Source organism: Pseudarthrobacter sp. NKDBFgelt, assembly GCF_046097905.1.
Classification (GTDB): Bacteria; Actinomycetota; Actinomycetes; order Actinomycetales; family Micrococcaceae; genus Arthrobacter; species Arthrobacter polychromogenes.
This window is the reverse complement of record NZ_JBJURL010000069.1, coordinates 1-23,243: the sequence shown is the minus strand read 5'-3', so window position 1 is coordinate 23,243 and position 23,243 is coordinate 1. Positions and strand designations below refer to the sequence as shown.

Sequence of the window (23,243 nt, the reverse complement as noted above, 5' to 3'; positions counted from 1 at the left end):
GCCGCCGGTCACGCGTCTCAGTTCGCCGGGCCGGCGCTGCCGCCCGCGCTGACGCTGCCACCAAGGCTGGCGAGGGCCGCGCGGAGACGCGTGTCGGCGTCGTCCGCTACTTCCTTGACCGCCGGGTTGTCACTGAGCTGCACCATGGTTTGCGGATCGATCGCCTGAATGGTGGTTTCGCCGGCGTCGGTGCTGCGGCGGACCACAACGTTGCAGGGCAGCAGGGCACCCATGTCCGGCTCGGCTGCGAGGGCACGGCTGGCCAGATTGGGGTTGCAGGCGCCGAGGATGATGTAGTCGCCAACGGCTGCGGCCGCGTCAGCACCCAGCTTCGCCTCAAAGGTGGCGCGGACGTTGATCTCCGAAAGGATGCCGAAACCCTGCTCGGCCAGGGCGTCCTTGGTCTGCTGCAGCGCCTCGTCCCAGGCAAGCGGAACGGTGATGGTGTGCGTATAGCTCATGGTGCCTCCTCAGGCGGTTGCTCCTGCTGGTGGGTACTTCGCCATCGTATACCCCCGGGGGTGTTTATGGCTACGGGCAAGGACCGCCTGGGACGCGCCGATGGCTACGCGCAGTAGATCTTGCCGTTGTTAGTGCCGACATCCAGCCTCAAAGCTACTTCAGCGGACGCCGCTGTGCCGTTTGAAAAGGTCGCCGTTGCCCTCACCGTCAGCAGGCTCATCGCACGGTTCTCCGCGATGATTTGTGAGTTCTCAGTGAGGATGATGCTTCCCGAAGCACCGGCGCCCGCCACCGTATAGGGCGGTCCGTATGACCCGTCCGGCCTCTTGGCGGAAAGGGTGAGCGACGCGGGAGCCTCGGGCAGGACATAGTTGAGGGCAACCGTTTTATCCGCGTTGTCCATCCTTGAGCAGGCGAACTGCTGGAACGCAGAACCGGGCCAGTTCGCTGCCGCGGTGACGGTCATGGTCGCCGTCGCGCTTTGTTGCCACAGCGCAGACGCTGTAGGCACGCCAAAGCCCAGCAGCACCGTGACTACAAAAGCTCCTACGGCGGCGGATGCGCCCGGCAGGCCGAGAAAACGCCGCATTACCCGGCCTCAGCCACTGCGGCCTGCTTGCGCGATCCGCGCACAGACTTGAAGACCAGGATGGAGCCGTGTCCGATAAGTCCTATGGCGGCGAGAGTGCTCCAAAGGCTGCGGTCGGCATTGCCAAGTGCGTTGGCAACGAACCCGACCTGGGGAACGGCGTAAACCAGCTTGCCCTTGACCTGGATCTCACGGACCGGAGCGGCATCGTTGGCGCCGTTGTTGTCGCCCCTGGTGATGAGTGTCTTCTCGCCGGCCTGGGTGGCCCCGAAGCCCACAATCCGGTGGGTTTCCACCTCCGGCCTTCCGGAGTAGAGCTGGAACGTGATGACGTCCCCGTACTTGAGCTCCCCGAAAGGCGCCGGCTTCATCACCAGGAAAGTGCCGGGCGGAAATTTGGGTGCCATGGAGTTGGTGAGCACGGTATACGTGTGCGATCCCGTCGCCAACGGCACCACGATCAGGACCAATGCCGCGAACAGCGCAATGAGCATTGCAGCCAGGCTTGCCATGCGTCCCACAACGGCAAGCGCCTGGGCGCCGGCGCTCCCTTTCTTCGAGTACGACGGCGATGCGGCCTTGGGCGCGTCCGGAACCGCAGCGGCGGCGTGGGCCAGCGGGCGTTCAGTCAGGTCAGCAGCCACCGGGGACCCCGCAGAGTTGGCGAACGGTGAGCGGAAGGGTGATGGCCACTGCTTGTCCTTTCACGGTGGACGGGGCTGATGGGCTGAGGGTCACCTGGAAACACAACACGGTGGAACCGGACTTGGGAACTGCTGGTGATGCGAGTCCGGGGGTGCCCAAAGGTGCGTATCCGCTGGCGGTGCTGCAGTCTGTTGCCGAGGCTGCGGCCTTCCCGCTGACGGTCACGTACTGGGAGAGTGTCCCGCCGGACAGATTCGCCACTGCGGGCTGCCCTACCGTGGCGACCGTGTTGAACGTTCCGCCGGCATCGGTGCTGTTGGTGACAACCACCCCGCCGTAGACGGAGGTTCCGGGCAGCAGGGCCGCGGCCGGCGTCAGAATCAGGTTGGCCGGCTTGCCGTCCGGGAGGGTCATGGTGGTGGCCTGCCCGGACGGCGTAGCAGTGAGATTGACCGTGAAGGAAGCGGAGGAGACGGTCCCCGGCGCTGCTACTGCGGTAGCGCTCCAGAGGGCGTAGGTGCCCTGGACTGCCAGGAGGCCCAGGATCACTGCCGCGCCGATAATGCCCGCCGCCTGCAGTGTGCGCTTGCTGCGCATTGAGTCCTCCTGGCCGTGGTTTGCGGTCGTGGTGAACAGGTGGCCGTCCAGCCCCGGCCGCGCCTGCTTCAGACTACGGCTGTGTGGCCGTGGCTGCCGGAATTTCCTGAGCCAAGGTGAAAGTAACGCCGTTGAAGTTATAAGTCTCGTTTACAGCCGTCTGACCGGACGTAGCTGAGAGGAACTCGAACGTGATGGTGGCCGTTACGGTCTTCGATGTCTTGAGGAAATTGGCTACCTCAACTCCATCCACCTCCAGCTTGGGGCCAGTCACCTTAACGGTGTCGCCAAATCCGTTCGCAGGGTTGATATTAGAGGCAGATACACTGGCGGCCATTTTGTCGCCAGCCAACGTCACGTCGAGTACCTGAGTAAAGGTGAGTACGTCCCCCGGGACAACCCTATAGGTAGAGATATCGTCGATCCTCGTACCGTCGACATACCAAGAGGCTGCACCAGGCTCGATATCGAGATTGCCGGCAACGATGGTTCCAGGCGTCGCCGTGGCTGCGTCGTTCCAGGCGGCCAGGGTTCCGCCGCCGCCCAGCAGCAGTGCTGCGCCTACTGCGATGGCTGCGGTGCCTTTGATCAGAGTGCTGTTCTTCATGGTGTGTCCCCTCAGACTTTGCGTGTGTGTTTGTGGATCTGAGGACCACTCTGCAAGGCAAATCTCAGGACCTGATAAGGGATTCGATCAAGGTTCGCGCAAGAATAAAGCAGCAGGTCAGACGCCGGTAAGCGCTATCCCACAGCCTGCGTCAAGCCGTAAGCCGACGCCACATAAACCTGTGGCTCGGGGTCAAATAGGAAGTCCTATTCGGACGCACCCTAGGACCCCACCACGCCCGGCCGTCCCGGCTCGTACAAATCAATGATGGGCAGGTGCCCGTCGGTTCGGATGGCGTCGCCGCCGCCGTTGCGGTGGTGGTATCCGCTGGAGTAGTTGAGGATGACGTGGACCGACTCCACCGCGTCGGCTGCCTGCAGCGTGGCGATAATGAAATCGCGCTCCTCGTCCGTGCGGTCGGCGATCTTGTGCGTGATCTGGAAGGTGAACAGGGACAGGCCGACGCTCCGGTCGTACGTTCCGGCGCCCACCCAGTCCACGGACAGGCCGCCGGGCAGCATCCATCCGGGCGGGCACTTCCAGAACCGGACGTGGTGCCGCTTGCGCGGATTTCCGTCGATCTCGCGCTGAAATGCAAGATCCTGCCGGTTGCCGAACACGTAGAGCGAGCTGACGGGGGCGGCCGGATAGCTGCGGCCCAGCACAGTGGAGGTGAGGGTGTGCCAGGCCGTGGCCGGGGTGATGGGGTCGGCCTCCACCCAGCCGGCGGTGCGCATGGCCCGGCGCAGCTCCTCCTGCGTCCCCACCACGGCGAGGTTGACGGGATCGCCAAGGACGCCGTCGCCCGTCCTGGCCCTGCCAATGAAGTAGTCCGGGATGTAGAGGCTGCTCAGGATCTTATGGACGCGCGGCAGCAGCGCGTAGGCCAGGATCAGCCAGACCGGCAGGAATACCCACGCCTGGTCAGGGCCGCGGGAGAGCCGCGACAGAAGGAAAAAGTACACAGCCCAGCCGACCGCGACAGTCACCACCAGGTACAGCACCCGCTGCAGCACCGCCAGGACGGTGGCCCACCGGCTTTGCCGCCGTTCCACCGCGTTGCTGGAGGGTGAGTGGTCGGGCTCCGCCGGAACGGCCCGCTCCTGGCCAGAGTGGCGGGCGCCGCCGCCGTCGGGCCCCGGACGGGAGCCGCCGTCGGAACCGGCTCGGCGTTCAGGGCCGGAGCCACCTACACCCGAGTCGCCTGCACCAGGGGTCACGGCTCGTCGGGGTTCAGCTGCTCAACGATGATCCGCGCCGTCTCAGGATCACCCAAGATCATGAAGTGCCCGGCAGCGGGCAGCTCGATGTTGGTGGCACCGGGAAGGACGCTGCCCTCCGGGATGTGCGGATCGAACGGGCCGTAGATGGAGGTGATGCGGCTGTTGATGGCCTCTTCGCGGGCGAGCTCCAGCGTCAGGGCGTTGCGGGGTGAGAAGATCCTCAGGGTGGGCAGCAGCATGTACCTGGCGTAGCGCGATCCCGAAAACGGCGTGCACACGGTGACCATCCGGTCGATCCGCTCCTCGGGGTCCAGCATCAGCATGGTGTACTTGCCGATCAGGCCTCCCTTGCTGTGCGCCACGATCGCAGCGTCCTGCAGCCCCGCTTCCTCGATGTGTTGGGCCACCATCCGCGCCGCCACGGGCACCTCAAGTTTGTTCCGCTGCAGCACCGTGACCACGTGGACGGGATGGCCGGCGTCGTGGATGCACTGGATCAGCGGCATCATGAACTGCCAGTTTTCGTAGACACCAGGAATGATCACCACAGGCCGCCGGTGGCCCTGGTGGAAGGACCCTGGCTGGACCCGCGACAACACTCCGCGGACCTGCCATCCCGCGGCATAAAGGTAGTCCTGCAGCCACCACATGGCTTTCCGCAACGGACTTGTCCGAGTGCTCACGCCCCGTTCACTCATCTGTTGAGGATATCCCTAGTAGTTGCGTCGGTGCTTCAGGCGGGGAATAACGACGGCGAACACGGCCGCCGCCGCAAAGCCCAGGATGCCGGTGGCTGAGACCCCTGCGCCCAGGGTGGCAACGGCGGTCACCCCGGAGAGGAGCACTGGACCGGCGGTGGACCCGGCATCGGCCATGAACCGCCACAGCCCCAGGAACTGACCGCGGCCACGGTCCGGCGAAAAGTCCGCCCCGAGGGTCATCACCAGCCCGGAACTGATCCCGTTGCCAAACCCGATCAGGAGCGCAGCCAGCAGCAGCCCCACAAAGGATCCCGTGAGAGGGATCAGCAGCAGCGCTATCCCCATGATCAGCGTGGAGGGGACGGCCACAAACTGCCGGCCTCTCCGGTCCATGAGCTTGCCCGCGGGATAGAACACCAACATGTCGATGGCCCCGGAAAGCCCGTAGATCAGGGAGGCCGAGGTGGCGTCCATGCCCAGGTGGTCCGCCCACAGCGGGATGACCACCTGCCGGGACGAGCGCAGCGCGCTGAGCAGCAGGATGCCCACTCCCAGGCTGAGGAATACACCCGCGTGGGACACCGCGACGCTCCGCAGCGTGGGCTCCGGACCCTTGTGTCCGCCGTCGGGCGCTGGAGCAACGGCCAGGTCCGGAATGGTGAGTGACAGCAGCGCGGCAGCCGCCATGGCCACCACCCCCACCCAGTAGGCGCCGCTGATGCCGGCGAACTGCATCACGGCCGCGCCCAGGAACGGCCCGATGAACACGCCGATCCGGTTCACCCCGCCCAGGGTGGACAGCGCCCGCGCCCGGAACTCCACGGGCACGGCCTCGGTGAGGTATTTCTGCCGGGCCAAGCCAAACACCGCACCTGACATTCCGACGACGGCCATCGCCGCAGCGAGCAGCCACAGCCCGTCGGGAACCAGCGACGTCAGCCCGGCGGCCGCGAGCGCGAGGCCGGCCGCGACGGCGGCGCCCACGATTGACCAGCGCTCCCCGAATTTGAGCGTGACCAGGGAGGCGGGCAGGTTGAAGAACCAGGAACCCAGCCCGATCAGGGTGACGATCAGGGCGGCCACAGCCACCGACGCTCCCAGATCCCGGGCGGTCAGGGCCACCACCGGCAGGATGGCGCCAGTGCCGATTCCGTAGAGCAGCGTGGGCCCGAACGCTGCCACCGCGATGCCGCGCAGGCTGAAGGGCTGGGGGTCATCGGGGGAAGTCATCAGATTTATTTTATGGCCGGGCCCGTGACGCCATCGACGTCCGGTCCACGGTGTCGGCGTCCACCCCGCGCAGCAGCCAGGTGCAGCCTGCCTCGGATTAGCAGGGACCTACCTGCGGGCCCTCTGCCGGGAGCCTGACAGGGAACTGAACAGGGCCGCGATTTCCACGATCGCACCAATGATCGAACCCACGATTCCCAGCCCCAGCAGCACCCGCACCACCACGGGCCAACCCGACCAGCTGTCCCCGAAGTCGAAGGGGAAGACCTCCCACAGGCGGAGGGTGGCGGCAAGCCCTATTCCCAGGACCACCAGGTTCCCCAAGGCCATGACGCCCCTGTTGCGGATCACCACGAAGACGAGGTTCGCCACGATGCCTGCGGTCAGTGACGCGTTGATGATGCCGAGCACGCGGTTCATATCCGAGGTCAGGAAGGGCACCACCTGCCAACCCGGCCAGACGTTGATTCCCCACATCATCGCGGCGTTAACCAGGACAGAGCCAACATTGCCGCCGCGGCTCGTCACCGTCTTGTCAGCCATGCAATCTCCCGGAGCCAGTAAACGGCCGGCACAGTTGAATCCTGCGGCCTGCGCTCAGGGTGCCGCAGCCCAACGCCGCAGGGAAGTGCCGAAGGTCCCCGGCCGCCAAGGCAGCACGCCGTCCCGGCGGACTGAGGCCCCGTGTCAGTGCGCAGGGACTGCTGCTGCGCGCTGACTCCGGGCGTCATTACGCAGCGCCGTACGTGCCCGCGCTGCGGGTTCGGGAGCACGCAAATCCGGGGGTCACAAACGCCCCGCGGAAGAGTAGCGTTCGCCTTATGGGGCGCTGATCCGCGCCCGTACGAAAGGGGAGGTCATTCGATGGGTGAAGTGTGGATCCGAACGCTCGGCAACGGGCTGGTCCGGGCAGACAGAGTCACCGAAATTTCATCCACCCGCGGGTCCCTCCAGGAGGACCAGGGCTATTCGCTGAAGGTCATCGTGGACGGCAAGGGCCACGTGCTTATTGACGACGACGAGCTGCGGGGCTCGCTGGCCGAGCGGCTGGAATTCGCCCGGCATGTGGAGGACGCTTTACTGCTTGCCATGGACGAAGCCCGGGACAGCGACACCGCCGTCGTCATCTCCTATGAGCCGGAGCGCGAGCGCTGGTCAGCGGCGCCGGTCACGGTGTTAGCCGGAAGGCTTTCCGAAGCAGTGGGGTGAGCCATTGGCTGTTCGCCGCGTTCGACGGCGGGCGGTAAGTTGCGTACGACGTCGGCCGCCGGCCCGGGTGCCACAGGCTGCGCGGGTGCCACAGGCTGCGCCTCCTGGAGAACGGTCCGTGCGGGCAGTCCGGTGATGCTGGTGCGCGTGAAGCACAAGGCCCACAGCGCCACCACCAGTACAACAACCACCACCCACGGCAGGTCCGGCCATGCCAGCAGGAAGGGCACGGCCACGGCCACCACGGTGACGATCAGCAGGTACCACGCCACGCACCACCACGGGTTGGCGGGCGGGTTGCCGGTGGGATCGCTCGATTGCGTGAAGGACGGACGGCGCATCCGCTGGAGCCGGTTGTGCAGCACTCCCCACACCGGCCCGTTCAGGAGCCCCACCAGTACGCCGGCAAACACCGCCGTCGCCGCAGCCAGCACGCCCCAGTCCTGCCAGTGCGCCCAGTGGTAGGTGGGCCCCGAGCACAGCCAGGCGGACCACCACGGGTCCGGACCTTCCCCGGGCGCCCCGCACGCGGCCAGGTTCCGCGCCCACTCCTGCGATCCCAGCCAGGCCAGCGCAGCCGGCGCGCTGAGTCCCGAGGTGAGGACTGCCAGCAGCCGCGTCACTCCCAGGCTCTTCACCATGACGCGGTGCGGGCGGAGCCGCCGGTCGCCGTCGAGCATCCTCAAGGCGAGCCCGGCGGAAGCTGGCTGCGGCGGATCCAGGATCAGCCGTGCCAGCGGGTCCAGCACCTCCACTCGGTTCTTGGAGTAGACAATGTGGTCATAGATGAGGGCGGACCTGTTGTACACGGGATGTTCCTCGGGTCCCGGGCCGCCGTCACCCTCGCTGTCCCGGGCGTAGATCTTGCCGAAGACGGGAAGCGGCCCGTTGGCGTGGGTGGAGATGGGCCCGGCAGGCACAAAGTCGAACTTCCCCCAGACGTTGATCCAGCGCGGCCGCTGAGGGTTGGCCAGCCAGTCCGTCACCGGGTCCTCGCCTGCTCCGCCGCCCCACTGCGCGTACCCCAGCAAGTCCAGCCCGCTGCCCACGCTGACGAAGTTGGTGGCGCGGGCCTGGTTCTGGAACAGGACCTGCCCGGTGATGGCGGCACCCTGGCTGTGCGCCACCACGGTGACCTCTGTTTCCGGGCAGTTGTCCCAGCGCTGGAGCGTGTCCACCACCCGCTGCCGCATCGCCGCCGCCTGCAGGGGCTTACGCTTCCACACCTGCGGATCGCCCAGGAAGTCGGCAAACAGGGAAACGAGCTTGCCGATCCACCGGCCCGGACCCGGAATCCATGCCAGGCCGATGATCAGCAGCAGCACCACCAGCACCGCCAGAAGGATGAAGAACCCGGCAAAGGCGGCCAGCGAGGTCAGGACCAGTTGCCGCAGCCAGGCCCCGAACCACCTGAAGTTCCTTTGCCGGCCGGGATACAGGTTCCACTTGATCAGCTGGAGGGAGCGCAGGTACACGCGCAGGGCGGTCCGCAGTGCCCAGGAGTACGTGGACGCGGCCGACGCCGGCTCGAAGTCCCTGCCCCAGGACGCCTCTGTCATCAGCACAGTGAGATAGTCCGGGGTGCCGTCCGCGGCGCCGCGGAGGACCTTGACCAGCACCTCAGGCGGGTCGCCCACCGCATTCGCCTTGGTGATGACCAGGTGCGGCTGGGTGGTGTCGGGGACCAGGTCCAGGGAGAGATCGTGCAGGCTCAGCATCAGCGGCTGGGCCCATTCCTGGAGGGTGCCGCCTTTGAGGGCGCGGCCCATGCCGTGGACGAACACCACCACATGGTCCGGCTGGCCCGGTGGCTCCGGCTGTTCCCGCCGGCCCGTGGCGTTGACGCCGCCGGCGTCGCCAAGGCTTCCACCTGCGCGCTTGCCCATGGCTACATGATCCACCCGGCCGGGCCCGAGGAAAAGGAAAACCGGGAACCCCAAACGGTGTAATAAACACCTTCATGTTGCGTGGATCACATTATGTCCCTACTCTGAATGAGGCTGATGCAAACGGCCATAAGCAAGAAGCTGCAGCGTCGCAGCCAATGCCGGGGAAGGCTTTACAACTTGAATTCCAAGCTGAACATTGTTGTCCGTGTAGATCTCGACCACGCCAGGGCACAGGTGATTGCAAAGGGGCATGTCACCGTCCACAGCGTCAACGCACTGTATGTAGTAGTCAAGCGCGCCAATTCCTTACGTGAAGGCCTGGGCGTGGAATTGGATATCTCGCATGCGCGGGTGGACCAGGAAGCGCTGGAAATGCTCCATGCGTCGTCCGAAACGCACCACCTGCCGGCCAAGATCGATCCGCAGCAGGCGCCCTGCACCATCAGCGTCCTGGCTCCGCGGACTGCCGCCCGCAGGGCACACGCACCGGCACTGATCGCCGCATAGGCGCCCCAGGCAACGGCACCCGAAGAGCCCAATCGTCGGGCCAGGGCGCCAGCCGCACACTTCTCTTTCTTCCTGATGTCCACGGACTGCGAGTGCAGCTGTATCCGAATAGACGGGTAGCTGCACTCCCGGTTTGCTGACAGCCCGCCACGGGCCATGCCCGGGAGTACAGCTTCTCCTGAATACAGGGGACGCTGTACTCTGGGGCCCATGGAGACCCTCACGCATGCCCCGGTCCTGGCCCGGTTCGGCTACGCGGTGTCAGACCCGACCCGCGCCCGGATCCTCCTCGCCCTTGCCGACGGCGGCGCATACCCTTCAGACCTGGCCGACGCCCTTAGCGTGTCCCGGCAGAGCATGTCCAACCACCTGGCATGCCTGCGCGGCTGCGGCCTGGTAGTGGGAGTGCCGGACGGCAGGCGGACCAGGTACGAACTGGCGGACGAACGGCTGGGGCACGCCATCCGCGACCTGCTGGGCGTAGTGCTGGCCGTCGATCCGGCGTGCTGCGCACCGGACGGGACATGCCAGGCGTGACGGACCTCCAGATTTCGCCGGCCCCGGAACGCCGCGCGGTCCTCTCCCGCCGCATCCGCTTCTTCGCCGCTGCCACCATCACCTACAACGTCATTGAGGCGGTGGTTGCCCTCTGGGCCGGTGGCGTGGCCGGCTCGGCAGCCCTGATCGGTTTCGGCCTGGACTCGGTGATCGAGGTTGCCTCCGCCGTCGCGCTGTCCTGGCAGTTCGCCTCGAAGGATCCGGAACGGCGCGAGCACCTGACACTGAGAATCATCGCCCTGTCCTTCTTTGCCCTCGCCGCCTTTGTTTCCGCCGAGGCCATCCGGTCCCTGACCGTCGGGGAAGGGGCCGGGCATTCAGTGCCGGGCATCGTCATCGCAGCCTTAAGCCTGGCCATCATGCCGGTATTGTCCTGGCTGCAGCGCCGGGCCGGCCGCGAACTGGGGTCCAAAACTGCGGTGGCCGACTCCAAGCAGACGCTGCTTTGCACCTACCTGTCGGCCGTGCTCCTGGCCGGCCTGCTGCTGAACGCCACGGTGGGCTGGTGGTGGGCAGACGCTGCCGCCGCGCTGGTGATCGCCGCCCTCGCCGTCCGGGAAGGCATCGAGGCCTGGCGCGGCGATGTATGCTGCACGGTTCCGGCCACGGGCGGCACCAATGCCGGGCTGGAGAGCAGTCGGGTTGCCGGCGGCTGCTGCGCAGGCTGCAAGGACACCAGTGGCGCGCCGCCGGCGGGCAGCGGACTCTAGTCAGTACTTGGGCCAGTAGTCAGGATTGAAGCCGCTGGGGGTCGGGGGCCTGGGCGGGTCCTCCCATTGGCCGGCAGGAATTTCCCCCGGCTCAGACTCCGGCTGCCCAGGCTGTGGCTCGAACTCCTGCTCTGGCCCCGGCTCCGTCTCCTGTTCCGGCGCCGGTTCGGGTTCCCGCTCGGGCGCAGGCTCAGGTCCGGTACTTTCCTGGGGTTGGTTCTTGTCGTGTGCCATGTCGCTCCCTTGGGAACCGGGATAGCCCACTGCCTGAGCACTTCCAGAGTAGGTTCCGGACCGCCCGCCATGTCAAGGTTTCCAGCTCCCCCACTTGGCCCCCGCCCTGCCCGGCACGAGCAACGCCCACTCACTGGCACCTAACGTTCGTCCTCCACGAACTCGAGGAGGTCACCGGGCTGGCAGTTCAGCACCCGGCACATGGCTTCGAGGGTGCTGAAGCGTACCGCCTTGGCGCGGCCGTTTTTCAGCACGGCCACATTGGCGGGCGTCAGGCCCACACGCTCGGCGAACTCCCCCACACTCATCTTCTGCCTGGCCAGTTCGACGTCGATGCGCACCACAATGGGCATCAGATCACCGCTTCCATGTCCGCCCGGAGGTCGGCGGCCTGCCGGAGCAGGGCGCGCAGCACTACCACCACCAGGCCCAGGGCGGCACCGGCCACCAGGATCAGGAACAGCAGGAGCGGGAGTCCGGGATCGTCGGCATTGAGGACGACGACGGCGGAGAGCGCCGCGAGCATCGTCCAGCCGGCGGCGATGGCCCAGACAATGGCATCCACCCACACCAGGGCTCCGTTGCTGAAGATCCGGTCGCGCTTGACCAGCGTCAGCAGCTTCCAGGTGCCCACGATCACCACCTGGACGCAGGCCACCTCCAGGATGAAGAAGATGGTGAGGGGCCACTGAAGATTGGCACGGTCCGGATTCTCCTGCGCCATGTGCGCGAACTGGCCGGGGATGGACATGACCTGGAACAGGAGCAGCAGGAGGAAGGCCACCACAAGGACCATCCGGAGGGCGGTGACTGCCAGGCGGGTTATTTTCATATATCGAGTTTCAGCTACTACCTATCGAAAGTCAATCGATACTGTGAGCCCTGTTTTGAAGAGAAGCGCCGGCGAAGTCAGGACGTCAGCTGGTCCCGGCGGAACCGCAGCTCCCGCCGGGCGCCGTTGAGGGGAGATCCCGTGAAGGGCAGGGCGTCCAGCCGGATTCCCTCGGCTGCGGTAAGGGCCAGGGCGTTGGCTGCTGCCGCTGCCCGGGGAAGCAGCCCAATGGCGGCCGCGAACTCCTGCCAGTGCCTGGCCTTGAGTCCCTTGACCTTGCCGGCGAGGGGAAGCGCCATGGTGTCATCACCGTAGAGCAGGGTGCAGGGGATGTCGTACATCGGGGCTACAGCCCAGCTTCCGTTCCTGCCGGCGAGGACGGCGGCGTTCTTGGCGTGCAGGTCCCCGTTGCCGGTGAGCCAGGCGAAGACGAACTGCAGGTAGAGGTTGCGCACGGCCACGGCCCTTGCCTTGCACAGGCCGGCCAGCGCCAGGACCAGCTGTTCGGAACTGACGGCGTATTTCGACGCCGGCGGCAGGTTCATCACCTGCGCTGCGTCCTCGAGGGCCAGGCGCACCAGGCCGTCGGAGTGGGCACGGTCAAACCGCTCCACCAGCAGCCCGGGCATGCCGCGCTTGTCGGTAACCACGCTGTGCCTGGCCACAGGAATCTTCAGGGCTTTGGCGCCGGTGAGGTGGGCTGCCTCGTTCAGGACAAGATGCGGATAGCTGGGCGGATCCAGCTTGAGCAGGTAACGGCGGTTGGCAAGCGCCAGCGGGGTGGTCATCATTGAGGCGCTTGCCTTGTGCTGCACGCCCGGCAGTCCGTGCGGATCCACCGCGTCTGCAAGGTAGGCGAAATCCAGGTCCTCGGGGCGGGACGTATCCGCCAGCGGCCGCTGCTCCACCAAAAGTTCGCCGGCCGGGACAACCTGCACGTCGCCCGGCATGTCTGCGCCCACGGCCAGGAGGAGGCTTAGCTCATCACCCAGGCTCGTCTTCACGGCGTCCTTGAGCACGGTGAGCCGGTGGCCCTCCGGCAAGAGCCCCGAGAAGAAGGCCGGCAGCGCACCGCTGGGTGATTCCACGGGGTCCCCGGCAGGGGGCAGTGTCGTTGCCACCGGGCGTGAGCCGGCAGCAAGGTATTCGGCAGTGTAGGAGAAGGCCACGCTGCCGCGGTCCGTGCGGGAGAGGCGCCCGGCCAGGACGCCCGCCTTGTACACGTCTGCGCCGCGGACGAACTTCAGGCGCTGCAGGTCCTCAGTCACCAGCGGCCCGGAGGTGGAGTCCAACCGCGTTGGCCGCAGCGGCCACCGTGCCCAGTGACGGGTTGCCCGTCCCGGTTTCAATGGCATGGATGGTGCGCGAGGACGTGCCGATCAGATCGGCCAGCGTGCCCTGGGTAACGCCGGCCTCTTTACGGGCGCGCCGGATGCTGGCTCCGATCGCCTGAACGTCGTCCATAATTTCCTTCCGCAAAATATTGCTGATTTGTGCGCTCCCCTAGGAGAGGATGCCCCACCGTTCGTCAAATCGCAATATATTGCGGAAAACAGGATCAGAGTCCGGTCAGCGGCCCTTCGGTTCCGTTATCGGAAGTATTTTTCAGATTTGCTTCCTATCGACTTCGAAGGACCGCACCCTGGGGTAGGTTCGCAAGGAAACAGAGCCGGTCCTTGGTTGATCTTGAGGCAATCCTCGCCGGTCCTTGATCCGTCCGCCGCACACTGTTGGGAGAGGGGCCTGAAGCGTAAGGCAGCAGCAGCTGGGGTCTGGGCCCGGCAACAGGCCAGGGCCGGCGGCGGAGGCGGCGGAACAGCGTGGTTCCGCAAAATAGCCGCCGGCCCTCCTCTCTCACCGGCCGTGGGGCCAACCAGGCAGCGATATCCCTGCCCCCAGTGTCATCCTTGAGAGCGAGCCTCATTCGGTACCCCTCGATAAACTCGGAAGACACTTACCGGCACTTTTGGGGAAACAGCCATGAGCGAAGCACTCGTCCATATCGATCAGTTCAGGATGGATTTCGGGGACAAGACTGTCATCCGCGATTTGTCCTTCGACGTGGAGCGGGGCGAGACGTTCGGCTTCCTGGGCAGCAACGGGTCTGGCAAAACCACCACCATCCGGGCCCTCTTGGGCATCTACCAGCCCACCGCGGGAACCCTGCACATAGACGGCAAGCCATTCCGGCCCGAGGACGGGGGCCGGCTCGGCTACCTCCCGGAGGAGCGCGGCCTGTACAAGAAGGAAAAGGTCATCGACGTCATGACCTACTTCGGCCGGCTCAAGGGCCTGGACCGGCACGCTGCCAAAACCTGGTCCCTGGAGTACCTCGAGCGGGTCGCCCTGGCGGACAAGGCAGGCGTACAGCTGGACAAACTGTCCGGCGGCCAGCAGCAGAAAGTTCAGCTGGGCGTCACCATCATGAATGATCCCGAGCTGCTGATCCTGGATGAACCCACCAAGGGCTTTGACCCCGTCAACAGGCGCCTCCTGATGGACATCATCGACGGGCAAAAGACCAAGGGCGCCACCGTGGTGATGGTCACCCACCAGATGGAGGAGGTGGAACGCCTCTGCGACCGGGTCATCCTGCTCAAGAACGGAACCGCCGAAGCGTACGGAACCATCGACGACATCCAGAACCAGTACGGCGGCCGAATCGTCCGGCTGAAACATTCCGGCCCGGTCCCTTCTTCGCCGAGGTATACGGTCACCGTGAATGAGACGAACTACTCCGAACTGTCCATCGCCGATGACGCGGACGAGGCAGACATCCTCCGGGAACTGGTTGCCGCCAGTGTGTCTGTCCGGTCCTTCACCACCACCAAGATTTCCCTGGAGGAGATCTTCATCCGCGTTTACGGCGACCAGAACAGGGCCGATGCGGCCGCGCTCCAGATGGCAGAGGCATAAGAGGCATGGCACAGCACAACCTCAGCACCGTGGTTACCTTCGAGTTCTTCCGCACCATCGGCAAGAAGCGCTTCTGGGCCGGCACCCTTGCCGTACCGTTCATCATGGCTGTGGTGTTCGGCCTCCTTTTTGCGTCCAACACCGCTACCGATTCCGCGGCCAACGCCCAAAAAAGCGCCGAATTCACCATCTCCTACACAGACGCGTCAGGGCTCATCAGTCCCGGGCAGGCTGCGGTTTTTGGGGCAACGACGGCGGCTTCCGCGGACGAGGGCGTGGCCGCGGTCCAGTCCGGCAGCATTGATGCCTTCTTCGACTTTCCCGCAGACCCTGCCACCGAAACCGTCAAGGTCTACGGGGCAGACCAGGGCCTGTTTGAGAACAACAAGTACTCCGCCGTCGCGCAGGCCATGCTGACGCAGGCGGTCAACACCCGCATCGGCTCCGCCGAACTCTCCGCCCTGGCCAGCACTGATGCCACCATCGATATGAAGACCTACCGCGACGGCGTGGAATCCGGCGGCTTCAACTCGGCCGTGCCGCCGCTGTTTTTCCTGGTCATTTTTTACGGGCTGATTATTCTTCTCGGCGGGCAGATGTTGAGCTCCACGCTGGAGGAAAAGGAGAACCGGGTGACCGAAATGATCCTGACCACCTTGAAGCCCACCACACTCATCAGCGGCAAGGTCCTTGCACTCTTCGCCATTGGCCTGCTGCAGATGGTCATCTTCGCCTCGCCGGTGGTCATCGGCTACCTCTTCTTCCGCGAGCAGATCAACATCCCGGACCTGGACCTCGAGGCACTTGTGTTCGAACCGGCACCCATGATCACCGGCTTCCTGATCCTGGTGGGCGGCTTCGCCCTGTTCACCAACACACTGGTTGCGATCGGGGCCATCATGCCCACGGTCAAGGAGGCCGGTAACTACATGGCCGTAATGATCGCGCTGATCTTCATCCCCTTCTACGCAGTGTCATTGATTTTCTCCAACCCGCAGTCACTGATCGTGCAGGTCTTCACCTACTTCCCGTTCTCCGCCCCCGTCACCGCGCTCCTCCGCAATGGTTTGGGATCCCTGTCAGTAGTGGAAACAGCTATCGTCCTGGCCATCCTCTACATCGGAGCAGTATTGATGTTCTTCCTGGCAGTCCGGCTTTTCCAGTACGGCTCCATCTCCTACGCCTCAAAGGTCAACATCAAGACGGCGCTCAGCAGCGGCCGCCGAATACCGGCAGCCACCGGTACCACGCCGCGCTGACACTCCTGCCCCTAACGGGCATAGGATTTGCTGCATGAGGATTGCCGTCGCAGGGGGAACCGGTACTGTTGGCCGCCACGTGGTGGAGGTGGCAAAAGCACGCGGCCATGAGGTGTCCAGCATGAGCCGGGCGGAAGGCGTGGACCTGGTGAACGGCCGCGGCCTCGCGCAGGCCCTCCAGGGGGTGGAAGCAGTCATCGACGTCTCCGGCATCCAGACCACGTCCACCAAAAAGGCCGTCGACTTCTTCACCAACGCCACCCAGAACCTGCTGGCAGCCGAAAAGCAGGCGGGGGTCAAGCACCACGTGGCGCTCTCCATTGTGGGGATCGACGGTTCAACGTCCGGCCTCTACGCCGGGAAGCTGGTGCAGGAAGACGAGGTCCGGCACGGCGGCATTCCATGGACCCTGCTGCGGTCCACACAGTTCCACGAGTTCGTGCCCCTGGCGGTGAAGATCGGGACTGTGGGTCCAGTGGTCAGCGTTCCCAAGATGTTCACCCAGCCCGTGGCTGCCCGGGAGGTGGCTGAGGCCTTGGTGACCGCAGCAGAGTCAGGACCCCAGGGAAGGGTCCCAGACCTGGGCGGGCCCCGGACCGAACAACTCGCGGACCTGGTCCGCGCCTACCTCGCCAAAACCGGCCAGCGCAAAAGGATCCTTGAGGCAGTGATGCCCGGCTCGATGGGGAAGGCAATGCGCAGCGGTGCGCTGGTCCCGGCGCCAGGTGCCGCCGTCGGACGCCAGACGTTCAGCGAGTGGCTGGCAACTGCTGATTCCGACGGCGGCCGGGAACACTAACGGGGCGCAGGCAGCAGTCTGGCCATTGGCTTGGGGGGAACCATGCTTTTCGAATCGACGGACCGGTACTTCCGACGCTGGGCCCCCGCGGCCGGACAGTGATGTTTCAGCTTCCCCTGTCAATCACGATGCTGCTTGTGACGGTCCTGGTGGCCCTTCTGCACCCCGGGTTCGAGTGGCCCGGGCCATTCCTCTACAGCTTGGCGGCGCACTTGGTGCTGCTCACGGCCAGCGCCGTGGTGCCCTGGGAACGCCTTCCGGCACGGGCCGTCTTCGTGATTCCGTTCCTGGACTGCCTTGCCATCGGGTTGTCCCGCGAAGCGGGCGGCCAACACCTCACCGTCCTGAGCTTCCTGCTTGTTTTTCCGGTCGTCTGGCTGGCTGTGGGCCTGCGCCGGACAGGTGTTGCCATGGCCGTTCTTGCCACCATCCTCAGCGTGGCGGTGCCGCCTGTCCTCCTCGGCACCGGATTCACCAGCGCCTCCTCCATCCGGGTGGTGCTCCTGCCGGTCATCCTGGGGGCGATCGCGCTCACCGCGTTCGGGGTTGCCAACGGGATCGCCATGCAGCGGCGCCTGCTGCAAAAGCAGGAAGCGGACCTCCGGGACCTGCTGGCGGCCAGTGAGGACCGCGAACAGCTGCTGAACACGGTGATGGACACTGTCAGCGTGGGTGTGTGCGCCCTCGACGGCCAAGGCCAGGCAGTACTGGTGAACCGGCACCTTGGCAGCCGCCTCGCGGATGCCATCGGCAGTGAACCCACTCCCGGCAACGTGACGGACCTGCCTGTCTACGGCGTGGACAGGAAACACCGGCTTCCCCCCGAACGGCACCCCCGCACGCGCGCCGCCCGGGGTGAACCTTTCACGGACGAACTGGTCTGGGTGGGCAGCGGAACCACCCAGCGTGCCTACTCCGTGACCTGCCGTCTCACAAAGACGTCCGCCGGAGGGAACTCAGGCGCGGTCCTGGCGTTCACGGACGTTACAGCCCTAGTGACGGCGCTCTCCGCGAAGGACGAATTCCTGGCCAACGTCTCCCACGAGCTGAGGACGCCGCTGACGTCCATCCTGGGTTACCTGGATCTGGCCCTTGACGACGACGGCCTTGAACCTGGACTGGAAGAGTGCCTGACCGTTGCCAAACGGAACGCCCGGCGGCTGCTGACCCTCGTCGGTGACCTGCTGACCATCGCGTCCGGATCGTTGACCATCGCTCCCCGTCCGGCGGACCTCAACGACGTTGCCGCCACCAGCATCGAGGCGGCACAGCCGCATGCCACGGCCGCCGGCATCACCCTTGAACTGGAATCATCCGGTCCTGCCACAGGCCGGTTCGACCCCGACCGCCTTGGCCAGGCGATCGACAACCTGGTGTCCAGCGCCATCAAGTACACGCCGGAGGGCGGAACCGTCACCATCCGGATCGGCGCCACCGGACAAAGCCTCAGGTGCGAAGTCACTGACACCGGGATCGGAATGACCGAGGATGATCTGGCCCAGGCTTTCACCCGTTTCTTCCGGGCAGCCAATGCCCACTCCTCCGTTATTCCCGGTGCGGGCCTGGGGCTGGCGATCACCAAATCCATCGTCGAGAACCATCGGGGAACCATCAGCCTGTCCAGCAGCCGCGGCAAGGGAACCACAGCGGTCCTGACCCTTCCGGATGCGGATGCCTCGCTCCCGTCCCCCGCCGCCGCACGGCAACAGGATCCCGGCGCCGGGCGCCGCCGTCGGACGCCGGACGTTTGGTGAGTGGCCGGAAAACGCTACCCGCGGGCCTTCCCGCCCCTGTGCCGTCCTGCCGGGGCACTGCCCGTGAGCGGGTGGGCGAGCCGCCAGTGCTTGCGGGAGTGGGTGCCGGCACTGCCGGCGGGAGGGGCGGCGGCCGTGGCCACCAGCGACGATCCCCTCCGGCGGCGGCGCAACCGGAGGAGGACGATCACCGTCAAACCCAGCCACACGAAAGCTACACCGAAGACCAGGACCAGGGACGGAATCGCATCCATGATCAAGCTTAGGCTCTGAACCGCCGGTAGTTGTTACCCGTTTACCTGGGCGCTGGCTACGCGCCCCGGGGATGAGTACCTCCCCGGGCGGCACTGGCTGCCGGCACCGCTGCCGGGCGGTTCAAACCGCTGCATCCGCTCGGGTAGGCTCAATGCACCAAAGCCTGAGGGGGCAGCGCTCTGAAACGGCAAGCCATCATCATTACCGCAATCGGCACTGCGCTGGCGGCCGGTGTGCTGCTCAGTCCGCCGGCGCCAACGCCTCCGCACATCAGCGCGCTGGACCGCGAAGCCACGCCGGCCGACGCCCTTCCCGAAGGCATTCCGCCGCTCCCTGGTGAAGGCCACACCACTCGGCTCCTCGCCACAGCTGATGGCATTCGGTACTTCGTCGGGCAAACGCGGGATGCAACCTCCACCTGCCTGACCGTCATCCCGGAAGACCGGCCCACCCAATGGACCACCGGGTGCGGCCAGGCCACAGACTCCCGCCAGGAGCTCGTCAGGACCGGAGTGTCAGGCGTGGTCGCTGCCGTCCTCATCCCGGACAACTACGACCCGTCCCGCCTCCTCGCCGAGGGATTCAGCCGCGTCCACGAAAACATCTACTCGGTCAGCACTAACAGGATCCCAGGCTCAGCCGGCTGATTCCTGAGAGGCAATGAGCCTGGCTAGCTTTCAAAGGCCGCGCGGAAAGCCGCAAGGGCGGCGTCCCCCGCTTCCAGGCCCGCTCCCCCGGCGGCAGACGCTTCGAGGCCGACCACTCCTGTATAGCCGGCTTCGCGGAGGGCGGCTGCAACTGCGCGGTAGTTGATTTCCCCGGTGCCGGGCTCACAACGGCCCGGGACGTCGGCCACCTGGATCTCCCCCACCCAGGGCAGTGCCGCCCGGATAAGTTCGATCAGGTTCCCCTCGCCGATCTGGGCATGGTAGAGGTCCAGCATCATCCTGGCGTTGGGGTGGTCAACCGCCGAGACCAACGCCAGGGTGTCTTTGGCCCGGGCCAAGGGAATGCCGGGGTGGTCCAGGACGGTGTTCAGGTTCTCCAGCGCGAAGGTCACACCGTACTTTTCACCCAGGACCCCCAGGCGTTCGAGGGTGCTCCGGCCGGCCATCCACATCTCCCCTGTTGACCGGTGCATGGGGCGGACAGCTCGGCCGCCCTCCCCGAGCTCCGCCGGATGCACCACCATCCGCTCGATGCCGAGTTCCAGCGCGGCAGGGATCAGCTTCTCCGCAGACGCCAGCACCTCGTGGGCGCTGCGGGGGTCCGTAAGGCTGCCGCCAAAATAGCCGGTCATCGAAGAGAACCGCGCTCCCGTAGCTGCCAGGGCCGCAATGTCCCGCCCACGGGTATCCCACAGCTCCACCTCAAAGCCTTGCCCTTGGATCCTCTTGACCCGCTCGATCAACGGCAGTTCGCCGTAGACCGTCTCGGCGCACACGGCCAGCCGGAAGCTCATGCTTTATTGCCCACGAGGTGCCGTGCAGGTTCTGCCGGACTCAGGACGGCAACCGCTGCAACATCAACCGGCAGGCCCGTTTCGGCCGAACGGAAGGCGGCAAGGGCTACGGCCAGGGCGTTCCGCGCATCGGTGCCGCCAGGGGCCTGGGCGGCAGGAACCTCAGTGCCGTCACGGCCGGCCTTGACGGAGTCCACAAAGTGGGCGAGTTCAGCCGTATAGGCGTCGTGGAAGAGATCCACATTCCGCCGGACGGTGGCCGAACCGATGCCGGCAGCGGTGTAGCTCGTGGCGCTGGTTTCCTGTGGCCCTCCCGCCGTCACCATCCCCGCGGAGCCGAAAACTTCCCCGCGCACGTCATAGCCGTAGAGCGCGTTGAAGTTCGCCTCGGCCACGGCGATGGCCCCGTTGCTGTACGTCACGGTGACCACTGCGGTATCCAGCAATCCACCGTCTTTTGCCCCCGGAGCCACCAGCGCGTCAGCCACGGCATACACGCTGACCGGAACAGCGCCCGGGTTGAGCCAGTTGAGGGTGTCGAAATCGTGGATGAGGGTTTCCAGGAAGATGGTGCCGGGCGGAATCCGCCCGGGATCGGCAATCCCGTCCGCGGTGCCCGGATCGCGGGTCAGGGAGCGCAACAGCTGCGGTGTTCCCACGGCGCCGTCGTCGATCAGCTTGCGGGCAGCGGCGAAGCCGTCCGCAAAGCGCCGGTTGAAGCCGAACTGGACCACCACGCCCGCGGCATCAGCTGCCTTCAGGGCCTCATCGAGCTCCTCCACCGTGCGGCCGCCCGGTTTTTCGCAGAAGGCGTGCTTCCCTGCCCGGGCTGCCGCCGCGATGAGCCCGGAATGAAACCGGGCCGGCGCGGAAATCAGGACAGCGTCGACGTCGGGATCCTCCAGCACGTCTGCGGGGTCCGTACTGATCTTGGCAACGCCCAGGCGGCCGGCCAGTGCTTCAACAGCGGGCAGGGCCGGGTCAGCGATTGCCTCCAGCCGGGCGCCGGGGATGCGCAGCGCTACCGACTCGGCATGGAAACTTCCAATCCAGCCCGCGCCGATCAGGCCGATACGGACCGGACGGTCTTCACTGACCGGATGCTGAAGGTAACCCATAATTACTCCTGACGTTGTCGTCTAGATCGTTCTAGTCGAACTATGATGACATGCGGTTTACGTCAGGTCTAGATCGTTCTATAGACTGTTACTCCCAGGAGGAGATATGACGGAACTGCAGCGCCGCCCCACCCTGATGGACGTTGCCAAGGCGGCAGGTGTTTCCCGCGCCCTGGTGTCCATCGTGATGCGGGGTGCACCCGGCGCCGCAGAATCAACCCGGCAAAAAGTCCTGGAGGCGGCCCGAGAATTGGGCTACCGCGCGGACTCGCGGGCGCGGCTCCTCCGGAGCAGCCGGACCAAGCTCCTGGGCCTCATCTTCGCCAGTTCACAGCCCTTCCATGCGGAAATTGTGGATGCCGCGTACGCCGAAGCCTCGGCCAGGGGTTATGAGATAGCGCTGAGCGCCGTGGCCACCGGCAGGCCCGAGGCCCGGGCCATTGAAACACTGCTGGACGTCGGTGCCGAAGCCCTGATCATCATCGCCCCGACCCTCAGCCCCGAGGACCTGGCACTGCATGCACGCCGGGTGCCGGTGGTGAGCCTCCTGCGCGAGGATGTGGGCGACCTCGTGGATTCGGTCAGCAGCGACGATTACGCCGGCATCCGGATAGCCGTTGACCACCTGGCTTGCCTGGGCCACCGCCGGATCACCCACGTGGACGGCGGCACAGCCGTCTCCTCGGACCAGCGCCGGGAGGCGTACCGCACGGAAATGCTCCGGCACGGCCTGGAGCCCGTGTTTGTGGCCGGCGGGCCGGATGAGGAAACCGGCATGCGGGCCGGGCAGATTCTCCAGGCGGACCTGCCCACGGCCGTGATCGCCTTCAACGACAGATCGGCCCTCGGAATCATGGAGAGCTTCCGCGCTGCGGGCATCAGCATTCCGGCGGACATCTCCGTGCTCGGCTACGACGACAGCCACTTCGCCAGGCTGAGCTACGTCCAGCTTTCCTCCATCAGCCAGGACGCCCCGCTCCTTGCGGCCGCAGCCGTTGACCGCGCCGTGGACCGGGTGGAAGGGACGCTGCCACCGGGGCGCGTTGTCCGGACGCCCCACCTGGTCCTCCGCAGGACCACCGGACACGCTGGTGCGCAAAAAGTGGGTCAAAACTAGGCGGATCCTGAGCCGGAATCTCCACTGCGCTGCCCAGGCGGCATTCAGACTGGAAAAGGGGGATCACTCCGGTCACCTCCTTCTTTGTGCGCCCGTCCCCGCCGTCGCCCTTTCCACCCAAGGTGCGGCAGCACACCACCTGGAGGTCCAGTGAAGCTGTTCAGATACATCCTGTGTTTCGCCGTGCTGCTGGCCTGGGCGCTGCCCGCCGGCGCGGCCCCGGCGCACGCCGCGATGGCAGCCATCACCCTCAGCCCGAACACCGGCCCTGCCGGCACCTCCGTGACCGTCACCGGAACCGGGTTCCCCAAGAAGACCTCTGGGACAGTCAGCGCGGGAACCACCAGCGCCGCTTTCAAAACCAGCGCCTCCGGCTACTTCACGGCTGAACTGGTGATGCCTGAATCAGCCGAGCCCACCGTCACCGTCCGGGCCGCAACGGCGACGGCGAGCGCCTCCGCACCGTTCACCGTCACCTACAGCTCCCCCTCCATCGTCGAAGAGGAACCTGCCGAGCCGGCCCCGGCTCCCGCGCCCACCAGCCCGGCGGCGCCCGCCCCCGCAACCCTG

The 23,243-nt window shown here is 65.9% G+C and carries 28 protein-coding genes; 11 read left to right on the top strand and 17 right to left on the bottom strand.

Translation table 11 applies throughout. The features are described from left to right. Nucleotides 1–17: 17 nt before the first annotated feature. From ACKAE7_RS16390 to ACKAE7_RS16350, 9 genes are all read right to left on the bottom strand, one after another. Complete coding sequence (locus ACKAE7_RS16390; RefSeq protein WP_188809490.1) at nucleotides 18–461, bottom strand: DUF302 domain-containing protein; 444 nt, start codon at nucleotides 459–461, stop codon at nucleotides 18–20. Between the two features lie 104 nt (nucleotides 462–565). Then, entirely contained in the window at nucleotides 566–1,051 is a 486-nt protein-coding gene (locus tag ACKAE7_RS16385) for a hypothetical protein (RefSeq protein WP_408979749.1), read from the bottom strand. Then, on the bottom strand, nucleotides 1,051–1,695 hold the full coding sequence (locus tag ACKAE7_RS16380; RefSeq protein ID WP_408979748.1) for a signal peptidase I: 645 nt from the start codon (nucleotides 1,693–1,695) through the stop codon (nucleotides 1,051–1,053). The genes ACKAE7_RS16385 and ACKAE7_RS16380 overlap by 1 nt, the downstream gene beginning before the upstream one ends. Then, nucleotides 1,685–2,293, bottom strand: coding sequence for a hypothetical protein (locus ACKAE7_RS16375; RefSeq protein ID WP_408979747.1), 609 nt, complete (start codon nucleotides 2,291–2,293; stop codon nucleotides 1,685–1,687). The genes ACKAE7_RS16380 and ACKAE7_RS16375 overlap by 11 nt, the downstream gene beginning before the upstream one ends. Before the next feature lie 73 nt (nucleotides 2,294–2,366). Then, a complete protein-coding gene (locus tag ACKAE7_RS16370) occupies nucleotides 2,367–2,900 on the bottom strand; it encodes an alternate-type signal peptide domain-containing protein (RefSeq protein WP_408979746.1) in 534 nt (177 codons plus the stop codon). A 221-nt stretch (nucleotides 2,901–3,121) separates the two neighbouring features. Continuing rightward, nucleotides 3,122–4,120, bottom strand: a complete 999-nt coding sequence (locus ACKAE7_RS16365; RefSeq protein ID WP_408979745.1) for an LssY C-terminal domain-containing protein — start codon at nucleotides 4,118–4,120, stop codon at nucleotides 3,122–3,124. Further along, nucleotides 4,117–4,821: an alpha/beta hydrolase gene (locus ACKAE7_RS16360; protein WP_190609405.1), complete on the bottom strand. Its 705-nt coding sequence runs from the start codon at nucleotides 4,819–4,821 to the stop codon at nucleotides 4,117–4,119. Before ACKAE7_RS16360 ends, ACKAE7_RS16365 begins: the two co-directional genes overlap by 4 nt. A gap of 15 nt (nucleotides 4,822–4,836) precedes the next feature. Further along, nucleotides 4,837–6,054 (bottom strand): MFS transporter, encoded by a 1,218-nt coding sequence (locus ACKAE7_RS16355; protein ID WP_190609403.1) that lies wholly within the window; start codon nucleotides 6,052–6,054, stop codon nucleotides 4,837–4,839. 108 nt (nucleotides 6,055–6,162) lie between these two features. Beyond that, nucleotides 6,163–6,597 carry a hypothetical protein gene (locus ACKAE7_RS16350; RefSeq protein WP_190609401.1) on the bottom strand — a complete coding sequence of 145 codons (435 nt, stop codon included), beginning with the start codon at nucleotides 6,595–6,597 and terminating at the stop codon, nucleotides 6,163–6,165. A 321-nt stretch (nucleotides 6,598–6,918) separates the two neighbouring features. Here ACKAE7_RS16350 and ACKAE7_RS16345 point away from each other — a divergent pair, with 321 nt between their 5' ends. Beyond that, complete coding sequence (locus ACKAE7_RS16345) at nucleotides 6,919–7,263, top strand: hypothetical protein (protein WP_188809480.1); 345 nt, start codon at nucleotides 6,919–6,921, stop codon at nucleotides 7,261–7,263. Here the strand turns inward: ACKAE7_RS16345 and ACKAE7_RS16340 are convergent. After that, nucleotides 7,185–9,149, bottom strand: coding sequence for a hypothetical protein (locus ACKAE7_RS16340; RefSeq protein WP_408979744.1), 1,965 nt, complete (start codon nucleotides 9,147–9,149; stop codon nucleotides 7,185–7,187). The two genes, ACKAE7_RS16345 and ACKAE7_RS16340, sit on opposite strands and share 79 nt — an antisense overlap. A gap of 180 nt (nucleotides 9,150–9,329) precedes the next feature. On the opposite strand from ACKAE7_RS16340, the gene ACKAE7_RS16335 reads away from it, so the two are divergent. From ACKAE7_RS16335 to ACKAE7_RS16325, 3 genes are all read left to right on the top strand, one after another. Further along, on the top strand, nucleotides 9,330–9,659 hold the full coding sequence (locus ACKAE7_RS16335) for a hypothetical protein (protein WP_066280925.1): 330 nt from the start codon (nucleotides 9,330–9,332) through the stop codon (nucleotides 9,657–9,659). Between the two features lie 210 nt (nucleotides 9,660–9,869). Beyond that, nucleotides 9,870–10,196 (top strand): ArsR/SmtB family transcription factor, encoded by a 327-nt coding sequence (locus ACKAE7_RS16330; protein WP_408979743.1) that lies wholly within the window; start codon nucleotides 9,870–9,872, stop codon nucleotides 10,194–10,196. After that, nucleotides 10,184–10,927: a cation transporter gene (locus ACKAE7_RS16325; RefSeq protein ID WP_408979742.1), complete on the top strand. Its 744-nt coding sequence runs from the start codon at nucleotides 10,184–10,186 to the stop codon at nucleotides 10,925–10,927. The genes ACKAE7_RS16330 and ACKAE7_RS16325 overlap by 13 nt, the downstream gene beginning before the upstream one ends. 374 nt (nucleotides 10,928–11,301) lie before the next feature. On the opposite strand, the gene ACKAE7_RS16320 is transcribed toward ACKAE7_RS16325, so the two are convergent. The 4 genes from ACKAE7_RS16320 to ACKAE7_RS16305 form a co-directional block, all read right to left on the bottom strand. Then, nucleotides 11,302–11,514 (bottom strand): helix-turn-helix domain-containing protein, encoded by a 213-nt coding sequence (locus tag ACKAE7_RS16320; protein WP_408979741.1) that lies wholly within the window; start codon nucleotides 11,512–11,514, stop codon nucleotides 11,302–11,304. Beyond that, on the bottom strand, nucleotides 11,514–11,993 hold the full coding sequence (locus ACKAE7_RS16315; protein WP_408979740.1) for a DUF2975 domain-containing protein: 480 nt from the start codon (nucleotides 11,991–11,993) through the stop codon (nucleotides 11,514–11,516). The genes ACKAE7_RS16320 and ACKAE7_RS16315 overlap by 1 nt, the downstream gene beginning before the upstream one ends. 77 nt (nucleotides 11,994–12,070) lie before the next feature. Further along, on the bottom strand, nucleotides 12,071–13,261 hold the full coding sequence (locus ACKAE7_RS16310; protein WP_408979750.1) for a type II toxin-antitoxin system HipA family toxin: 1,191 nt from the start codon (nucleotides 13,259–13,261) through the stop codon (nucleotides 12,071–12,073). Next, on the bottom strand, nucleotides 13,254–13,457 hold the full coding sequence (locus ACKAE7_RS16305; protein ID WP_408979739.1) for a helix-turn-helix transcriptional regulator: 204 nt from the start codon (nucleotides 13,455–13,457) through the stop codon (nucleotides 13,254–13,256). Before ACKAE7_RS16305 ends, ACKAE7_RS16310 begins: the two co-directional genes overlap by 8 nt. A gap of 516 nt (nucleotides 13,458–13,973) precedes the next feature. On the opposite strand from ACKAE7_RS16305, the gene ACKAE7_RS16300 reads away from it, so the two are divergent. The 4 genes from ACKAE7_RS16300 to ACKAE7_RS16285 all read left to right on the top strand — a co-directional run bounded on the left by ACKAE7_RS16300 (nucleotide 13,974) and on the right by ACKAE7_RS16285 (nucleotide 18,721). Continuing rightward, the gene (locus tag ACKAE7_RS16300; protein WP_408979738.1) at nucleotides 13,974–14,909 is read left to right on the top strand and encodes an ABC transporter ATP-binding protein; all 936 of its coding nucleotides are present in this window, start codon (nucleotides 13,974–13,976) and stop codon (nucleotides 14,907–14,909) included. 5 nt (nucleotides 14,910–14,914) lie between these two features. Next, a complete protein-coding gene (locus tag ACKAE7_RS16295) occupies nucleotides 14,915–16,168 on the top strand; it encodes an ABC transporter permease (RefSeq protein ID WP_408979737.1) in 1,254 nt (417 codons plus the stop codon). A 34-nt stretch (nucleotides 16,169–16,202) separates the two neighbouring features. Further along, nucleotides 16,203–16,967 carry an SDR family oxidoreductase gene (locus tag ACKAE7_RS16290; RefSeq protein WP_188809470.1) on the top strand — a complete coding sequence of 255 codons (765 nt, stop codon included), beginning with the start codon at nucleotides 16,203–16,205 and terminating at the stop codon, nucleotides 16,965–16,967. 128 nt (nucleotides 16,968–17,095) lie between these two features. Further along, nucleotides 17,096–18,721: an ATP-binding protein gene (locus ACKAE7_RS16285; protein ID WP_408979736.1), complete on the top strand. Its 1,626-nt coding sequence runs from the start codon at nucleotides 17,096–17,098 to the stop codon at nucleotides 18,719–18,721. Nucleotides 18,722–18,735: 14 nt separating this feature from the next. Here the strand turns inward: ACKAE7_RS16285 and ACKAE7_RS16280 are convergent, their stop codons facing one another. Further along, nucleotides 18,736–18,975 carry a hypothetical protein gene (locus ACKAE7_RS16280; RefSeq protein WP_188809468.1) on the bottom strand — a complete coding sequence of 80 codons (240 nt, stop codon included), beginning with the start codon at nucleotides 18,973–18,975 and terminating at the stop codon, nucleotides 18,736–18,738. Between the two features lie 234 nt (nucleotides 18,976–19,209). Between ACKAE7_RS16280 and ACKAE7_RS16275 the strand changes: the two genes are divergently transcribed. After that, on the top strand, nucleotides 19,210–19,623 hold the full coding sequence (locus ACKAE7_RS16275; protein ID WP_408979735.1) for a hypothetical protein: 414 nt from the start codon (nucleotides 19,210–19,212) through the stop codon (nucleotides 19,621–19,623). Nucleotides 19,624–19,646: 23 nt separating this feature from the next. Here ACKAE7_RS16275 and ACKAE7_RS16270 read toward each other — a convergent pair whose 3' ends face one another. Continuing rightward, the gene (locus tag ACKAE7_RS16270; protein ID WP_408979734.1) at nucleotides 19,647–20,438 is read right to left on the bottom strand and encodes a TIM barrel protein; all 792 of its coding nucleotides are present in this window, start codon (nucleotides 20,436–20,438) and stop codon (nucleotides 19,647–19,649) included. Next, the gene (locus tag ACKAE7_RS16265) at nucleotides 20,435–21,556 is read right to left on the bottom strand and encodes a Gfo/Idh/MocA family oxidoreductase (protein WP_408979733.1); all 1,122 of its coding nucleotides are present in this window, start codon (nucleotides 21,554–21,556) and stop codon (nucleotides 20,435–20,437) included. Before ACKAE7_RS16265 ends, ACKAE7_RS16270 begins: the two co-directional genes overlap by 4 nt. Before the next feature lie 106 nt (nucleotides 21,557–21,662). Between ACKAE7_RS16265 and ACKAE7_RS16260 the strand changes: the two genes are divergently transcribed. Together ACKAE7_RS16260 and ACKAE7_RS16255 are read left to right on the top strand one after the other, a co-directional pair. After that, a complete protein-coding gene (locus ACKAE7_RS16260; RefSeq protein ID WP_408979732.1) occupies nucleotides 21,663–22,673 on the top strand; it encodes a LacI family DNA-binding transcriptional regulator in 1,011 nt (336 codons plus the stop codon). 150 nt (nucleotides 22,674–22,823) lie between these two features. Next, the coding region (locus ACKAE7_RS16255; protein WP_408979731.1) for an IPT/TIG domain-containing protein at nucleotides 22,824–23,243 on the top strand (420 nt) is incomplete at its 3' end.

Bases quoted from the DNA above. Each gene is read 5' to 3' on its own strand.
- ACKAE7_RS16375 (WP_408979747.1), bottom strand. From the start codon at position 2,293: ATGCGCAGCAAGCGCACACTGCAGGCGGCGGGCATTATCGGCGCGGCA.
- ACKAE7_RS16280 (WP_188809468.1), bottom strand. From the start codon at position 18,975: ATGGATGCGATTCCGTCCCTGGTCCTGGTCTTCGGTGTAGCTTTCGTG.
- ACKAE7_RS16355 (WP_190609403.1), bottom strand. From the start codon at position 6,054: ATGACTTCCCCCGATGACCCCCAGCCCTTCAGCCTGCGCGGCATCGCG.
- ACKAE7_RS16270 (WP_408979734.1), bottom strand. From the start codon at position 20,438: ATGAGCTTCCGGCTGGCCGTGTGCGCCGAGACGGTCTACGGCGAACTG.
- ACKAE7_RS16300 (WP_408979738.1), top strand. From the start codon at position 13,974: ATGAGCGAAGCACTCGTCCATATCGATCAGTTCAGGATGGATTTCGGG.
- ACKAE7_RS16390 (WP_188809490.1), bottom strand. From the start codon at position 461: ATGAGCTATACGCACACCATCACCGTTCCGCTTGCCTGGGACGAGGCG.
- ACKAE7_RS16305 (WP_408979739.1), bottom strand. From the start codon at position 13,457: ATGGACGACGTTCAGGCGATCGGAGCCAGCATCCGGCGCGCCCGTAAA.
- ACKAE7_RS16385 (WP_408979749.1), bottom strand. From the start codon at position 1,051: ATGCGGCGTTTTCTCGGCCTGCCGGGCGCATCCGCCGCCGTAGGAGCT.
- ACKAE7_RS16360 (WP_190609405.1), bottom strand. From the start codon at position 4,821: ATGAGTGAACGGGGCGTGAGCACTCGGACAAGTCCGTTGCGGAAAGCC.
- ACKAE7_RS16325 (WP_408979742.1), top strand. From the start codon at position 10,184: ATGCCAGGCGTGACGGACCTCCAGATTTCGCCGGCCCCGGAACGCCGC.
- ACKAE7_RS16290 (WP_188809470.1), top strand. From the start codon at position 16,203: ATGAGGATTGCCGTCGCAGGGGGAACCGGTACTGTTGGCCGCCACGTG.
- ACKAE7_RS16320 (WP_408979741.1), bottom strand. From the start codon at position 11,514: ATGCCCATTGTGGTGCGCATCGACGTCGAACTGGCCAGGCAGAAGATG.
- ACKAE7_RS16345 (WP_188809480.1), top strand. From the start codon at position 6,919: ATGGGTGAAGTGTGGATCCGAACGCTCGGCAACGGGCTGGTCCGGGCA.
- ACKAE7_RS16265 (WP_408979733.1), bottom strand. From the start codon at position 21,556: ATGGGTTACCTTCAGCATCCGGTCAGTGAAGACCGTCCGGTCCGTATC.
- ACKAE7_RS16260 (WP_408979732.1), top strand. From the start codon at position 21,663: ATGACGGAACTGCAGCGCCGCCCCACCCTGATGGACGTTGCCAAGGCG.
- ACKAE7_RS16285 (WP_408979736.1), top strand. From the start codon at position 17,096: ATGCTGCTTGTGACGGTCCTGGTGGCCCTTCTGCACCCCGGGTTCGAG.
- ACKAE7_RS16370 (WP_408979746.1), bottom strand. From the start codon at position 2,900: ATGAAGAACAGCACTCTGATCAAAGGCACCGCAGCCATCGCAGTAGGC.
- ACKAE7_RS16330 (WP_408979743.1), top strand. From the start codon at position 9,870: ATGGAGACCCTCACGCATGCCCCGGTCCTGGCCCGGTTCGGCTACGCG.
- ACKAE7_RS16340 (WP_408979744.1), bottom strand. From the start codon at position 9,149: ATGGGCAAGCGCGCAGGTGGAAGCCTTGGCGACGCCGGCGGCGTCAAC.
- ACKAE7_RS16315 (WP_408979740.1), bottom strand. From the start codon at position 11,993: ATGAAAATAACCCGCCTGGCAGTCACCGCCCTCCGGATGGTCCTTGTG.
- ACKAE7_RS16295 (WP_408979737.1), top strand. From the start codon at position 14,915: ATGGCACAGCACAACCTCAGCACCGTGGTTACCTTCGAGTTCTTCCGC.
- ACKAE7_RS16350 (WP_190609401.1), bottom strand. From the start codon at position 6,597: ATGGCTGACAAGACGGTGACGAGCCGCGGCGGCAATGTTGGCTCTGTC.